This window comes from Marinifilum sp. (assembly GCF_965230805.1).
Lineage (GTDB): Bacteria > Bacteroidota > Bacteroidia > Bacteroidales > Marinifilaceae > Marinifilum.
In genome coordinates this window covers 803886-819023 of sequence record NZ_OZ246019.1, presented here as the reverse complement: position 1 = coordinate 819023, position 15138 = coordinate 803886, and the positions used below count along the sequence as shown (strand labels likewise).

At 35.7% G+C, this 15138-nt stretch carries 12 protein-coding genes and 5 tRNA genes; 5 read left to right on the top strand and 12 right to left on the bottom strand.

The window, feature by feature from the left end:
* Positions 1-102: 102 nt before the first annotated feature.
* Complete coding sequence (locus tag ACO05S_RS03120) at positions 103-1629, bottom strand: IS1182 family transposase (RefSeq protein ID WP_421920088.1); 1527 nt, start codon at positions 1627-1629, stop codon at positions 103-105.
* A gap of 388 nt (positions 1630-2017) precedes the next feature.
* Between ACO05S_RS03120 and ACO05S_RS03115 the strand changes: the two genes are divergently transcribed.
* Complete coding sequence (locus tag ACO05S_RS03115; RefSeq protein ID WP_421920087.1) at positions 2018-2896, top strand: KilA-N domain-containing protein; 879 nt, start codon at positions 2018-2020, stop codon at positions 2894-2896.
* A gap of 147 nt (positions 2897-3043) precedes the next feature.
* On the opposite strand, the gene ACO05S_RS03110 is transcribed toward ACO05S_RS03115, so the two are convergent.
* Together ACO05S_RS03110 and ACO05S_RS03105 are read right to left on the bottom strand one after the other, a co-directional pair.
* Positions 3044-3793, bottom strand: coding sequence for a transposase (locus ACO05S_RS03110; protein ID WP_421921271.1), 750 nt, complete (start codon positions 3791-3793; stop codon positions 3044-3046).
* A 256-nt stretch (positions 3794-4049) separates the two neighbouring features.
* A complete protein-coding gene (locus ACO05S_RS03105) occupies positions 4050-4841 on the bottom strand; it encodes a transposase (protein WP_421920086.1) in 792 nt (263 codons plus the stop codon).
* A gap of 324 nt (positions 4842-5165) precedes the next feature.
* Here ACO05S_RS03105 and ACO05S_RS03100 point away from each other — a divergent pair, with 324 nt between their 5' ends.
* From ACO05S_RS03100 to ACO05S_RS03085, 4 genes are all read left to right on the top strand, one after another.
* Complete coding sequence (locus ACO05S_RS03100; RefSeq protein WP_421920085.1) at positions 5166-5921, top strand: hypothetical protein; 756 nt, start codon at positions 5166-5168, stop codon at positions 5919-5921.
* A gap of 229 nt (positions 5922-6150) precedes the next feature.
* The gene (locus ACO05S_RS03095; RefSeq protein WP_421920084.1) at positions 6151-7374 is read left to right on the top strand and encodes a PDZ domain-containing protein; all 1224 of its coding nucleotides are present in this window, start codon (positions 6151-6153) and stop codon (positions 7372-7374) included.
* A 420-nt stretch (positions 7375-7794) separates the two neighbouring features.
* Positions 7795-8508, top strand: a complete 714-nt coding sequence (locus ACO05S_RS03090; protein ID WP_421920083.1) for a pirin family protein — start codon at positions 7795-7797, stop codon at positions 8506-8508.
* Between the two features lie 97 nt (positions 8509-8605).
* Positions 8606-9049 (top strand): DMT family transporter, encoded by a 444-nt coding sequence (locus ACO05S_RS03085; protein WP_421920082.1) that lies wholly within the window; start codon positions 8606-8608, stop codon positions 9047-9049.
* Positions 9050-9501: 452 nt separating this feature from the next.
* Here the strand turns inward: ACO05S_RS03085 and ACO05S_RS03080 are convergent, their stop codons facing one another.
* From ACO05S_RS03080 to ACO05S_RS03040, 9 genes are all read right to left on the bottom strand, one after another.
* Positions 9502-12054 carry a M1 family metallopeptidase gene (locus ACO05S_RS03080; RefSeq protein ID WP_421920081.1) on the bottom strand — a complete coding sequence of 851 codons (2553 nt, stop codon included), beginning with the start codon at positions 12052-12054 and terminating at the stop codon, positions 9502-9504.
* A 132-nt stretch (positions 12055-12186) separates the two neighbouring features.
* Positions 12187-12987 (bottom strand): DUF1338 domain-containing protein, encoded by an 801-nt coding sequence (locus ACO05S_RS03075; RefSeq protein WP_421920080.1) that lies wholly within the window; start codon positions 12985-12987, stop codon positions 12187-12189.
* Between the two features lie 117 nt (positions 12988-13104).
* Positions 13105-13178 (bottom strand) — tRNA-Asp (locus ACO05S_RS03070).
* 25 nt (positions 13179-13203) lie between these two features.
* Positions 13204-13280 (bottom strand) — tRNA-Asp (locus ACO05S_RS03065).
* A 31-nt stretch (positions 13281-13311) separates the two neighbouring features.
* Positions 13312-13385: transfer RNA gene (locus ACO05S_RS03060), tRNA-Asp, on the bottom strand.
* A gap of 25 nt (positions 13386-13410) precedes the next feature.
* Positions 13411-13487 (bottom strand) — tRNA-Asp (locus tag ACO05S_RS03055).
* Positions 13488-13519: 32 nt separating this feature from the next.
* Positions 13520-13593 (bottom strand) — tRNA-Asp (locus ACO05S_RS03050).
* 164 nt (positions 13594-13757) lie between these two features.
* On the bottom strand, positions 13758-14297 hold the full coding sequence (locus ACO05S_RS03045; protein ID WP_421920079.1) for an RsmD family RNA methyltransferase: 540 nt from the start codon (positions 14295-14297) through the stop codon (positions 13758-13760).
* Positions 14288-15136 (bottom strand): DUF3822 family protein, encoded by an 849-nt coding sequence (locus tag ACO05S_RS03040; protein ID WP_421920078.1) that lies wholly within the window; start codon positions 15134-15136, stop codon positions 14288-14290. The genes ACO05S_RS03045 and ACO05S_RS03040 overlap by 10 nt, the downstream gene beginning before the upstream one ends.
* Positions 15137-15138 lie beyond the last annotated feature (2 nt).

Sequence of the window (15138 nt, the reverse complement as noted above, 5' to 3'; positions counted from 1 at the left end):
AGTAATATTTCTAAAAAATAAGATAAAAGCCATAAAAGTATGCGGATTTGCAAGCTTTTAAGGCTTTGTTTTTTCTGTGTTTTTTGCTTGTGCTTTAAATTATTAAGTGCTTAAATCAACTCTAATTAAGCCAATACACTTCTTCAGGGAATGAAACAGAACAATGGCCTGATTTGTCATTGTTTCAGCTGTTTTATTCATAAATTTCATTAGTTTTTTAAGGTTATAGGCTGTTGCAGACATGTGCATTACCTTATTGGCCTGGGCAATTCCTATAGTGTTGATTTTTCGAAGTCCCATAAATTGTGTTAAGGTTCCGAATACAGGCTCGACTGTAGATTGCCGTTTGCCTTTCATGTATCTGCCGAACTTGCTCTTCACCCTTTTGTTGTTGCGTTTATACTGTTCTACATACACAGTTATTGCGATGCGTTTTTCGTGACTTTTGCCCAGGTATTTCTTCTTGATAGGACAGTTTTTGCAATCGCTTCGTTTGGTCAGATAATGATTCTGAAGAGAGTTGGTTACCATTTTTGTTTTTCGAAAAGTAACTTTCTTTCCCATGGGACAAATCCAGTAGTTTTCCTCTTTACAGAAAGTAAATCCTTCGGGACCGCCCTTGTAAGTTCCGTGTGGAGGTATGTAGCTGATAATGTTTTCCATTTCCAGAAAAGCATAGTTTTCTCCGCTACTGTAACCGGCATCGGCAAGAAGGGTTGTCCACAACAAGCCTTGATTTTTAAGTCTTCGCTTTAAACGCTTTGTGGCATCCTGCAAGTATTGATTGTCTTTTTTATCAGCATGGTAGGCTTTTACATCGGTGATCACATGATTGGCAGTATCAACACTGATATTATTTAGATAATTCAGCTTTCTGGCTTTGCCAGGTTTTACGCTGATTCTTGCATCGGGATCGGTTGGGCTGTAATGGGTTTTGTTACTGGTATACTTGGCTCCTTTGTTGGCAGCTCCCGGACGTTGATCCTGATTCTTTTGCCAATTACGATTGCGGGATTTTATTTCCTGCAATTCTCTTTTATCGGCTGTAATGATTTGCTGATTGCGAGAAGCCTTATTCTTTTTAGGCTTCCTGTCTTCTCTACTCTGGTAGCGAGCTTTTTGAAGATAAGCCTCCAGCTGTTCTTCAGGAACTTTCAGTTCCAAACTATCCATGCTGGCATTGGCTTTTATTGGTGCTGAATCCATGGCCTGAGTATGACCTGCAACCATTCCCTTGTCTACACACATGCTTAAAATATGAGTAAAAACCTCTTCAAATATCTTTTCGGGAAACAGTTGTCTTGTTCTGCTTAAAGTACTGTGCCATGGCAATTGCTCATCGATATCAAATCCTAAGAAAAATAGGATATCCAATCGCATGGAGCAGTGTTCAATTAACTGTCTGTCACTTATGATATTTTCTAAATACCCAACTAAACAGAGTTTATAAAAAACAACAGGATCAATGCTCTTCTGTCCACATTTCCCGTAGTAAGCTTGAGTCTTTTTGTATAAAAAGGATAAATCTAAAACGGATCTTAATCTTCGATAGAAATTATTTTCAGGAACTCTTCCGGAGAGTTGAAAGCTGGAAAATAACTTCTCTTGGTAAAGTTTCTTTCCTTGCATTTTTATTTACAAGTTAAGCTATTATCATTGCTAAGTAAAGTTATTATTGTTAGTTTTATTAACAAGTTATCAAGAGTTGTGCAACAGGCACAAAAGTTAAAATTAAAGGGCGGTGACGCTCAAATTGATAATACAACAAAAACATTAAACGCAGAGCGGTTTTGATAAGGAGGCAGTTGTAAATCGCCCTCAAATTTTAGCAAGACCATTAGCGTTCATTCCCCACATCTCGCAAAAGGCAAGATTAAATTCTTGAGCTAACGTGCAAATTTAAAAGGGAATATGAAATTTAAGATTTGACGTTAATCACAATTGAACACGTAAAGTACAAGACGGTAGATAATATGAGAATTAAATGTATTTTAGAAGCTTGTAAAGTTGATTCGACATGGCAAAAACAAAACTGAACGTAAACAATATTGAAATTGTTCTTTATAAGCAAAATGAGGACGAGTATATATCATTAACAGATATGGCAAAGTTCCGTGATTCTGATAGAACAAATTATATCATACAAAACTGGATGAGAACAAGAAACACAATTGAGTTTCTTGGACTTTGGGAACAGCTAAGAAATCCAGATTTTAAAAGCATCGAATTCGATGCCTTTAAAAATGAGTCAGGTTCAAATAGTTTTACTCTCACACCTAAAAAATGGATTGAATCAACAAATGGTATCGGAATAATTTCAAAATCGGGCAGATATGGTGGCACTTATGCACACAAAGACATTGCATTTGAATTTGCCTCATGGATAAGCCCAACTTTTAAGCTTTATTTAATTACGGAATACCAACGATTAAAAGAAATTGAGACCAATCAATATAACCTTGAATGGAATGTAAAACGCATATTGAGTAAAACAAATTACCATATCCATACAGATGCAGTTAAAAACTTTATTTTACCAGACAAGAACTATGAAAAAGACAAGGAATGGTTAGTTTATGCCGAGGAAGCCGATCTATTAAATGTTGCCCTATTTAATTGTACTGCAAAAGACTGGAGAGAAGCAAATCCTGGTTTGACAAAGAAATCGATGAATATTAGGGACATTGCAAGCATAAATGAATTGGCTATTTTGTCTAACCTTGAGACACTAAATGCTCAAATGATTAAAGAAAAAGTAGACAAATTTAACAGATACCTTAAACTTAAGGAAATTGCTCGATATCAACTATCAGTTTTAAACGAGAAAGATTTTATGAAAGCTTTAAAGAAACTGGATGATAATGTGTATGTCGAGCAAAAGAAAAAGCTTGAATAAATGGGCAACAACGAAACGCTAACAATGGTAACCGTTGCACAACCAAGTAATATTTCTAAAAAATAAGATAAAAGCCATAAAAGTATGCGGATTTGCAAGCTTTTAAGGCTTTGTTTTTTCTGTGTTTTTTGCTTGTGCTTTAAATTATTAAGTGCTTAAATCAACTCTAATTAAGCCAATACACTTCTTCAGGGAATGAAACAGAACAATGGCCTGATTTGTCATTGTTTCAGCTGTTTTATTCATAAATTTCATTAGTTTTTTAAGGTTATAGGCTGTTGCAGACATGTGCATTACCTTATTGGCCTGGGCAATTCCTATAGTGTTGATTTTTCGAAGTCCCATAAATTGTGTTAAGGTTCCGAAAACAGGCTCGACTGTAGATTGCCGTTTGCCTTTCATGTATCTGCCGAACTTGCTCTTCACCCTTTTGTTGTTGCGTTTATACTGTTCTACATACACAGTTATTGCGATGCGTTTTTCGTGACTTTTGCCCAGGCATTTCTTCTTGATAGGACAGTTTTTGCAATCGCTTCGTTTGGTCAGATAATGATTCTGAAGAGAGTTGGTTACCATTTTTGTTTTTCGAAAAGTAACTTTCTTTCCCATGGGACAAATCCAGTAGTTTTCCTCTTTACAGAAAGTAAATCCTTCGGGACCGCCCTTGTAAGTTCCGTGTGGAGGTATGTAGCTGATAATGTTTTCCATTTCCAGAAAAGCATAGTTTTCTCCGCTACTGTAACCGGCATCGGCAAGAAGGGTTGTCCACAACAAGCCTTGATTTTTAAGTCTTCGCTTTAAACGCTTTGTGGCATCCTGCAAGTATTGATTGTCTTTTTTATCAGCATGGTAGGCTTTTACATCGGTGATCACATGATTGGCAGTATCAACACTGATATTATTTAACGTGAGTTCGACGTAACATTCTATCCACAGAAAGTTCTATTTGGGATAGATTTGCATTAAAAATTTGGAAAGAATAGCGGGCTATTTTGAGGAATTTTTAATGTGAAGATGTCGTAAAGAGAACTTTCCATTATGTGTTTGCCTGCTTTCGGCATAAATTTCCTCAAATCTTCTTGAAATATCCCGATATTCCTTCGAAAATTTGAGAAAATTTCTACTCAAAATCAGATCAAACTGTGAACGAATTTTACGTCGAACTCACGTTATTTAGATAATTCAGCTTTCTGGCTTTGCCAGGTTTTACGCTGATTCTTGCATCGGGATCGGTTGGACTGTAATGGGTTTTATTACTGGTATATTTGGCTCCTTTGTTGGCAGCTCCCGGACGTTGATCCTGATTCTTTTGCCAATTACGATTGCGGGATTTTATTTCCTGCAATTCTCTTTTATCGGCTGTAATGATTTGCTGATTGCGAGAAGCCTTATTCTTTTTAGGCTTCCTGTCTTCTCTACTCTGGTAGCGAGCTTTTTGAAGATAAGCCTCCAGCTGTTCTTCAGGAACTTTCAGTTCCAAACTATCCATGCTGGCATTGGCTTTTATTGGTGCTGAATCCATGGCCTGAGTATGACCTGCAACCATTCCCTTGTCTACACACATGCTTAAAATATGAGTAAAAACCTCTTCAAATATCTTTTCGGGAAACAGTTGTCTTGTTCTGCTTAAAGTACTGTGCCATGGCAATTGCTCATCGATATCAAATCCTAAGAAAAATAGGATATCCAATCGCATGGAGCAGTGTTCAATTAACTGTCTGTCACTTATGATATTTTCTAAATACCCAACTAAACAGAGTTTATAAAAAACAACAGGATCAATGCTCTTCTGTCCACATTTCCCGTAGTAAGCTTGAGTCTTTTTGTATAAAAAGGATAAATCTAAAACGGATCTTAATCTTCGATAGAAATTATTTTCAGGAACTCTTCCGGAGAGTTGAAAGCTGGAAAATAACTTCTCTTGGTAAAGTTTCTTTCCTTGCATTTTTATTTACAAGTTAAGCTATTATCATTGCTAAGTAAAGTTATTATTGTTAGTTTTATAAACAAGTTATCAAGAGTTGTGCAACAGGCACAAAGGCTAATAAAGCATAAGTTAGTTGCCTCATTTTGGTTGGTTCGCAGCTTCGATGAGCAGCGCCAAATCGTTGATTTGGCTTTTGAAATAAAAAAGATAAAAACAAATACAACGTTTGGCTTAGTGAAGTTTGGAAGTATTTTCTGGTTAAAATTCATTTATGCTTCATAGCCGCGTCCGTTGTAGTGCATTTTGCGTAACGTAACATTATACAAGAATAAAGTTAAGTATATGAAAATTCTGAAATATATCTTATCAATTATATTAGTCTTATGGGGATTACTGATAGCATATTCCAAATTGTTTTCAATTGGACTTGACTTTCCTTTCTTGACAATATTGACAATTTTGGCAATTGTAATGGGGATTATTAAAAGTGTAAAATCAGGAATAATTTTCTTTATTACCGCTTGCTTGTGGATTATTTTTAGTGCTGAAACAATTGGATTTATAATTCTTTTTGACCCAAGCAATTATGAAAAAATGTTAATAGGCTTAATTCCATTTGTATTAGGTGCTGGACTTTTATTCTCAGTTAAAATTGAGAGCAAGTTTATAAATAAGCTCTATAAGAAACTTATTTTAATTGCAGTATTATTAATATTAGGAATTGGTTCATACATCTATAAGCCAACGATTGAAGAAATAAATTGTTGGTATTACTTTGATAATGACGAAACATATAATGTCCGATTTACAAAATCACCCGAACGAACATTTGATGTTGAGTTAACATCAGTAGATTTAAAAAAAGAAGTTATGGCGGAAGCCATACAATATGAAGGACATGTTGGATACTACTGTCCAGAAACAAAAATAAGAGTAGTGTCGAGTTTTGGAAAGATTAAGTCAATAAAAATAATCGGGTTTAGAAATAGTGAGACTGACGAGAAAATAAATTTTACAAGTACTGAAATAATTCCATTAGAAAGTGTAAATGGAAAATTAGAAATAATAAAACCTTTCATGTTAAGGCTATGGAATTAATAAAAAACGCACTACAACACACTAGTATAAAGCATATGGCGTTCGTGAGCACTTGGAGGTTAAGCAAGGTAACTGAACACCGCCAAATCTTTGATTTGGCTTTAATAATGAAAAGTTAAAAACAAATAAAAGATTTGGCTCAGTGGGGTTTTGGAAGGTTTGATTCGTAAAATCGCCATACGCTTCATCTAGCCAAACGTTAGCGGTTATTAAAAGAAGACACACAGATATGAGACATAGATTAGTAATAGCATTCCTCATTGGACTTTTGATTTTTGTAAGTTGTAAACAAAAAAAAGACAATGAAATTCCCAAAGGTGCATTCCCAATTGCTTATAAAGGACATTTATATATTAAAGGTGAAGCAGATAGTATAAAAGGAAACTATGTATTTGATACTGGTGGCTCGAATTTGTATTATGATAGTACATATTATGCAGAAAATGGTTTTAAATATGAAAATACCTTTACTGCTGATTTACCAGGAGCAGGAAGTACACCACAGAAAGTAGAGGTTGTTGTAGATACTGTTGAGTTCAGTTTTGGTTCGAACCTTTATAAAACTTCAATTGTGCCAGTTCTTCAATTAAAACCGATACTTGGAGATATAGCTGATGGTATTTTGGGAATGGAATACTTTTATAACTCAATTTTGGAAATCAACTATGAAAATGAGTATATGAAAATTTACTCAAGTATTGACTCTATTAATCTTCAAGGCTGGTCTAAAATAGAATTGACAAAAAGGGATAATCGATTGTACATACCGCTTGAAGTAATCGTTAATGATTCTATTAATATATCGGGAGAATATCAATTAGATTTTGGTTCAGGAGGAACAGTAAGTCTTACAAGTTTCGTTTCAGATAAATATAAACTTCAGGACAAAATTGAGGATAAAGTTGCATACTTTACTAAGTATGGCGGAATTGGTGGAGAATCTTCAAGCTATGACTTTTTTGCAAGCCAACTAAATATTGGGAACTTTAGTTTTAGCAATGTAGTAATGGATTGTAGTGTTGATACTTCTGGAGCTATGGCATCGGAAAAACATTTAGGTTTATTGGGGAATGAAATTTATGAACGTTTTGATGTTTACATTGACTTTATCAATAACGATTTGTATTTGCGACCTAATAAAAAGTATAAAGATATATTTGAATCATCAAGATTAGGCTTTTCTTTTATTGACAGAGGTCAAACATTAAAATCTTGGATTGTTACAGGTCTTTATTCATCTTCGACAGCTGAGAAAAGTGGATTAATGATAGATGATAAAATCCTTTCTGTGAACGGTATAAGTGTTGAAGAAATAAACTACGAAAGACAAGAATCATTTTTTAAGAAAACAGATGAAGTTAATTTAAGAGTTAAAAGAAGTAATGAATTGATTGAACTTAATTTTAACTTGAAACCAGTAATAACAACCGCTAATCGAGTAGGCAGCCGCTAGGCCATTAGCCTAGCGGAGAACCTCTCACACCACGGTATGCACGAGCCTCGTATACAGCGGTTCGTTAAATTGTGGGGAAATGTTCTTGTGGGCATCAAGCATTGATTCGTAGCCCCGCATCTTCAATCGATCAAGAGTAATTGTACTTCCAAGAATAGGAATCTGAGCAATTGCCCAACCTTCCCATACGAGTACCAGACCATGCATAAGCTTTACCTTGTTTTACTCCTAAACGAATCAGGTTTTTCCTTTTTTCTTCAGGCTTTTTCCAATGATGCCAAATAATACTGGAAGGATTTGTTATTTTACTAAAAGCTTTCAGGAATTGACTCTTTATCGATATGATTAGTCATATTTTTAAAAGCGAACATTTAAAGGATCTTGTTTGTTGATTGAATATAACAATAAAAATTTGAAGCAATGAAAACAGTACTGCACAAAGCCAACACCAGAGGACATGCCAGTCATGGATGGTTAAACTCTTACCATACTTTTAGTTTTGCGAACTATTATAATCCCGAAAGAATGCAATTTGGAGTTTTAAGAGTGATTAACGACGACAGTGTTGCTGGCGGAAAGGGATTTGGAACGCATCCGCATGAAAATATGGAGATCATTTCAATTCCCTTAGAAGGCGAATTGGAACATAAAGATAGTATGGGCAATATCGCAAGGATTAAAGCCGGAGACATTCAGCTGATGAGTGCGGGAACAGGTGTTTATCACAGCGAATACAATAAAAACCATGATCAGGAAGTAAAATTTCTTCAGATTTGGATTATTCCAAACAAACAAGCAGTGGAACCCAGATACCATCAGATTTCTATTGCTGACATATCCAAGCAGAATCAGTTGAATCAAATCTTATCACCCTCGGCAAGCGATCAGGGAGTTTGGATTCATCAAGATGCATGGTTTAGTTTGGGTGAATTTAACGATACTACTACCTGTTCTTATCAGCTGCATTCAAAAGATAATGGTGTTTATGCTTTTGTAATTGAGGGGAATGCTATGCTTGGAAATCAGGAATTACAGGCACGCGATGGAATGGGTGTTTGGGAAACTTCGGCCATAGAGATTAAGGCTGAAAAAGGCTCAAAAATCCTATTAATGGAAGTACCTATGAAACAATAGTAGCATTCCGATTTAAGCTTGAACTCATAATAAAACAGGTATAATTTAGACAGACATAGCTCGTAGATTTAATTATTTTTACAGGAAAATGAAAGCTATGAGATATTTTCTGATGATATGGGTTTTTTTATTGGGATGTTTAATGCCAATACAAGCAAGTTTGAATGCCAAGTTGGGTTCCTTCCTTAAAGCTCCCTTAATGGCTGCATTGGTAAACTTTGTGGTAGGAGGGTGTATCTTGCTTGTTGTGGTGCTGGGTATGCGAACACCGAATAATTTGTTGCAAGCTGCCAAGGAAGCTCCTTTGTATGCTTGGATCGGTGGATCAATAGGAGCTGTGTTTGTATCATCCATCATTTTTTTGGTACCCCGATTGGGGTCAGCCTTAAGTTTTGCTTTAATCATATTGGGGCAATTGGCCTTTTCTTTGGTGATTGATCATTTTGGATTGTTAGGGATTCAGGTGCAACCTGTTAATTGGGGTCGAATATTTGGTGTTTTATTAATACTTGCCGGGGTTTTGGTGATACAGAAATTTTAATAGATCATTTCATCTGTTTATAATTTTATTCCATTTGTCAGATGTAAGCCGCAAAATCAAAATGATTGATATTTAATTCTCTTTTTCATGCCTTGCAATTTCAAAGACTTTTGATGCTTTTACTTGGGTTGGTAATCAATGCTTTACAACCTATAAGGTGATTATTCAAAACAATCCGGATAGTTTTATCGCTATCCGGGTTTTTCGTGGGAGCCTCTCGTAGGTACCTACGACAGGCCCTCGTAGGTACTTACGACAGACCCTTGTAGGTACTTACGACAGACCCTCGTAGGTATTAACCTTCTGTATTGATAATCAAATTTACTTATTACAAAAGCCCTGTTAATTGGTACTTTTTACCTCAGAGTTATTGCCTGAAGGTTTTCTTTACTAAACAAAAAGAGGGAATCCATTTTTTGGACACCCTCACTGTTTATTTTAAGATATTCATTCTACTTCTTCAATACAACATCTGCTGTCTGTAATATTTTCAATTTCAGATTCTCAGGATAATCAGGTCTTTCTTCAAAAAACTTACGCGTAATATCACCTGCTTCTTTAGATTGTAGTCCGCTGTAGCTTGCGCTTAACCAATTGTATGGGAAGAAAATATCTCCTGTTACCTGAATTTCTTGCAACAATTCAAGGGCTTGTGGCAAATAAATTAAAGATTCTTGTTCTCTCAAAGGATGGTTCAAATACCTTAATCCTTCCAAAGTCCAACGCTCAATCTGTCTGTTTTCTTCATTTTTCAGACTCTCAAAAAATGCTTTGCGAACTTGAGGGTCTGCAGAAAGGCTGGGAGCAAGGTAGTTCATTTTCTTTCTACGATCAGGGTTTTTGATCCTCTTGCTTTGTGTTTGGATTAATTCTTCTGCTTTTTCGGGCATTTTAATCGCCAGATTGCAAGCCAAGGCAGTTGCTTTGGTTTCCGATAAACTAAAGCCACCAATTGCTATTTCTTCTTTCCAAACTTTATAAAGTTGTGATAATCTTTCTGGTGTTTCTGCAATGCTGCTTAGTGCCGAATACAAGCTCGACTTTTTACTCATACTCTTTTCATTGCTCAGTCTTATCCACAGTGTATCTTCCAGTTGCTTGCCAATTTTCTTTCTTTCAACAGGGCTAAGATCAATCCAATATGCCGATTTAAGATAGGATAGCATGCGCTCTAGGTTCAAACTGTTTTCTTCCATTGAAATATGCTTCTCAATTGCCAATACGAATTCATTTCCGTTCACAAATCCTTCCCGTAAATTTTCATATAGATTGATTAATGCAATACCTCTTACCAAATCATCTTTTATACCATCAAGATTCTTTAATAGGTATTGTTTGGTAATTTCATCTAATCTAAAAAAGCCATAGGCATCACCTTTGGCATTTGGGATAATGAATTCAGGTACATCCAATCCTTTTGCTTCCTCAACCAGAACTTCAGCTTTGTCCATTTTTACATCAACCCTTTTACTTTCATTTTTGTATCCAAAAAATAGATGCAAATCCTGTGTCCAGTCACCATCATTTCCATTGGCATCTTTTTGAGTGATTTTAAGCTCAGCAATTTTATCATCTTTAACACTGATATTTGCACTTAGCTGAGGTCTTCCTGCCTTGTCGAACCAAACCTTGCTCCATTGTGTTAAATCAAATGGAGTTGAAGCGTCTAAAATGGCAATCAAGTCTTCCCAGCTGGCATTGCCATAGGCATAGTTCTTCATGTAGATTTGTAATCCTTTTTTCAAAGCATCTTTTCCGATGATATTCTCCAGCATGTTCATCACAATTGGAGATTTGTGATAGATAATGCCACCATACATGGTTCCTGCATCTTTTAAATTTGGTAGTACCTGGTTGATTGGATTAGATCCCGAGGTTCTGTCAACGCTGTAAGATCTTGGGAAATGAGCCATCTGGAACTTTAAATCGTGGTTCATATCTGCAAAACTTGGGTTGGTAATTTTATCGGCAAGGAAATTTGCAAATATCTCTTTCAGCCATACCTGATCGAACCATTTCATGGTTACCAAATCGCCAAACCACATGTGTGACGTTTCGTGAGCAATTAAATTTGCACGAGCCAATAAACGGTTTTTAGTTGCATTTTTATCCAAAAACATGCGTGATGCATTATACAAAGTTGCACCAGTATGTTCCATTCCTCCATATTGGAAGGATGGAATCACAACAATATCATATTTTGCAAAAGGATACGGAACATTGGTGTATTCTTCCAGCCAATCCAACGCCTCAAATAGCATTCTGAATATCTCATCGGTATTGTTGGCTAATTTTTCAGGATCTGTTTCGCGATGATACATGGTATGTTTTCGGCCATTGTGCTCACGAGTAATTGTTTCGAACTTACCGGCAACAAAAGAAAACAAATAGGTTGGTAGAGGCTTGGTTTTGGCAAACTCATAAATGCTTCTTTCTCCTTTTTCTTTGGTTTGATTTAGTTTACCATTGCCCATGGCTTTCCAATGAGAAGGAACACTTAAGCTAAGTTCAAATTTGGCTTTTAAATTAGGCTGATCGAAACATGGAAATGCAGTTCGCGCTCTATCGGGTACAAATAAGGTGTACAAGAATTCATCATTTCGGTTTAAGGAAGTATTTCCGGTTATGAATTCAAGTTCGATTTTATTCCGACCTTCTTTTAATTCCTCTTTGGGAATAATAACATGCTCCGATTCGAAAGAATAATTTGATTCTTTACCATTTGTTTTCACTGATTTTATAAACTCAGCATTTTCACGAAAATCTATCTGAAGATCCTGATTAGTCGATTTTAAATCAAAAGTAATTTTGTTTTTACCGGGAATTTCTTCTGATTTTCCTTCCGGGATATCAAACTGTAGTTGATATTCCAAATTGGTAATGTTCTTTTGTCGGAAATCAGCAAGAGTTTTAGATACACCTGTCTCAACAGGGATGGGTTGATCCTTACTACATGCTGATAAAATGGCACAAATAAGAACCAATAGTGTTAGTTGTTTGTTCATTTTTTGGGGTGTTAGATTATCTGCACAAAGATAGTATTATAGTGTTTTAATATCTAGTGTCTTTTGTGGGATTAAAATAAAAAAGCAAAATCCTTAATTTGATTTTGCTTTGTGATATTCGTGCTTGATGAATTATGCTTTTCGAAAGTTTGTGCTATCGAAAATCTTATTGGCATTTGCTGCTATAAATCCAGTGAACAGTTCGCCTGATTCATTTGTATGTCGTATGGCAAACTCATAAAAACAAGCTGGGATATCGTAAACTCCTTCCTCAAATTCTACCTTAATAATTTCAGAAAGGGTTGAAGATTGTTGCAGGAATACTTCCGGCGAGCCTTTAATCTCTCCACCGGAGGTGTTCATTGGATATCCGTTGTCTTTTAAAAACTGATTTACTTTCTCAATGGTATCATACTTTTTTAAAGCATTAATACTAACGGTAAAGTGGTTTACTCTAAATCCATGAACATATAGCCAAGCGCCATATTCTGATTCTTTTCTGAGCTTTTGGTAAATCTCGAAAGAGGGTTTTTCCCAAACACTGCCTTTAAATATCAAATCGGGATCGGAATAATAGGCATTTCCTATTGAGTTCAATCGGTTTTTAATGATATTCTGAAACTCAACTGAAAATTCAGCTAGAATTAATTCTGAAATAAAAACCCTTGGAGCCTCTTCGGTGGGATGTTCTAGATGAACTGCATTTAAATGCTTGTCCTCAAATTTGTATTCGCCAGAATATTCATATCCTGCCTTTAAAAATTTCTTTGCCAATACCTGGATGTTCATCCTGGGATCATCAAAAGTACGAAATGCCACATGATCGTTTATAACCACTTCTCCTTCATCTGTGAATAAATCATGAATGGCTTGAGCAGATGGATTCTGAGCCGTATATCTTTTCCAAAGTTCGTTAAAAAGTTCTTGTTGCATATTTGTGATTTTTATTTTGACTGAATTAAGATACAAAATAAAATCTTGGCAACTAAAATAAAATGAATGGCAATAAAAAGCCTTCGACTCAAAAGAATCGAAGGCTTTTTATTTTAGCGGTCTGGACGAGACTCGAACTCGCGACCCCATGCGTGACAGGCATGTATTCTAACCAACTGAACTACCAGACCAAAATGTTTTTAAGAACTAGTGTTTTGGCGGTCCGGACGAGACTCGAACTCGCGACCCCATGCGTGACAGGCATGTATTCTAACCAACTGAACTACCGGACCAAAATCTTTTAAAGAACGTTTCTTTTTTGGGCGGTCTGGACGAGACTCGAACTCGCGACCCCATGCGTGACAGGCATGTATTCTAACCAACTGAACTACCAGACCAAAATGATTTTAAGAACTAATGTTTTGGCGGTCCGGACGAGACTCGAACTCGCGACCCCATGCGTGACAGGCATGTATTCTAACCAACTGAACTACCGGACCAAAATCTTTTTAAAGAACCTTTCTCTTTTTAGCGGTCTGGACGAGACTCGAACTCGCGACCCCATGCGTGACAGGCATGTATTCTAACCAACTGAACTACCAGACCGTTTTTTTTGATAGCGATGCAAAGATAATGCAAGTTTTTTTACTTGCAATATTTAGTTACATTTTTTTTACGGTAGAACTGTAGTTATCTCAGTAATATAGCGGTTTTGAGTATATTACGTTTTAATAAAAATGTTCATCTTTTTTTGCTTGGCAGAGCCGGTCTTATAATTTGTATTCAAAAAAACTAAAGTTTACACTCCCGTAGGTTCTTTTTTCTGTGAAGTTAGGGTGAGATGAAAAGTCATTTTTCGATCCGTGTTCAAGAATAAAAATTCCTTCTTCCTTTAGCAGCTCTTTCTCGAAAATAAGATCAGGAATCGTATCAATGGTCTTTAAATCGAACGGAGGGTCAGCAAAAATCATATCAAATTTTTGATGACAAGATTTCACAAATCGAAATACATCCGATTTTATTGGTAAAACCTGATCGAAACTTAGTTCTTGAACTGTTTTCTGGATAAAAGTAAAATGACGATGGTTAAGCTCTACGCAAATCACCTTTTCAGCTCCTCTGGAGGCAAATTCATAGCTAATTCCACCTGTTCCTGCAAATAGGTCAAGTACGCTTAGTTCTTCAAGGTCTATGATGTTATTTAAGACATTAAACAGATTTTCTTTCGCAAAATCGGTAGTTGGGCGAGCCTTGAAATTTTTATCAGGGGTTATTCTTCTTCCTTTATGAGTTCCGCTTACTATTCGCACTCGCTTAATTTTAAAAGGTTAATGAATTGATTGTATTCCTTGGTCGGAATTTCATCTTTAATTCTAAGTTTTGATGGTAATAGCCTGACTTCTAATTTTGCCAAATACTTTTTTAACAACTGAATAACTTTACATTCATCTTGTACCAAGCCATCAATTATTAGCCTGCTTCTTTCGTTATTCAGTTTTTGTTGTTTGTAAACATTTAAGATGTAGTAAGCCAAATCGCAATCCTCTCTATATGCAAAACTATTTATAAAATGCTTTCCATTTCTATCAGGAATTATAATATGGAAGAACTCCTTTTGTAAGTTCACATAAACGTTAGGATGCTTATCTGAAATTTCCTCTTTTATTGCCGAGGCGTAAAATGGAGTGGAATGATGAAAAAATTCTACTACTGTAAATTGTTTTACAAGTATATCCTTAAACCTTATCGGTACAGCGAAAACATTCCAACTATCAAGTGCTTTTATATTGTTCCAGTGCAATTCATCTTCTTGAGTCAAGGTATGGCATAACTGATAGCTTTCGAATACAAATTCGTTACTAAAAAACTGATTGGGTATTAAAACTGATTGATTTGAAACCCATAAAACGAATACTTTCTTAAAAGATAAATTTAGTAGTTCACTGTTTCGAATGAGTTCTTTGAATGAATCAGAGCTATCTGCGCCTGAGCTTTGTTTAAACTCTTTGAAGCGTTCTAATGCGATGCAGGTATTAGTTGCATCAAGAATAGAAAAAGAAAATCCATCCGAGCTAACTCGGATGGATAATATATATTCTTTTGATTTGTTTTTATCAAATGTTGAATCAACAAATACAAGATCGTTCATAA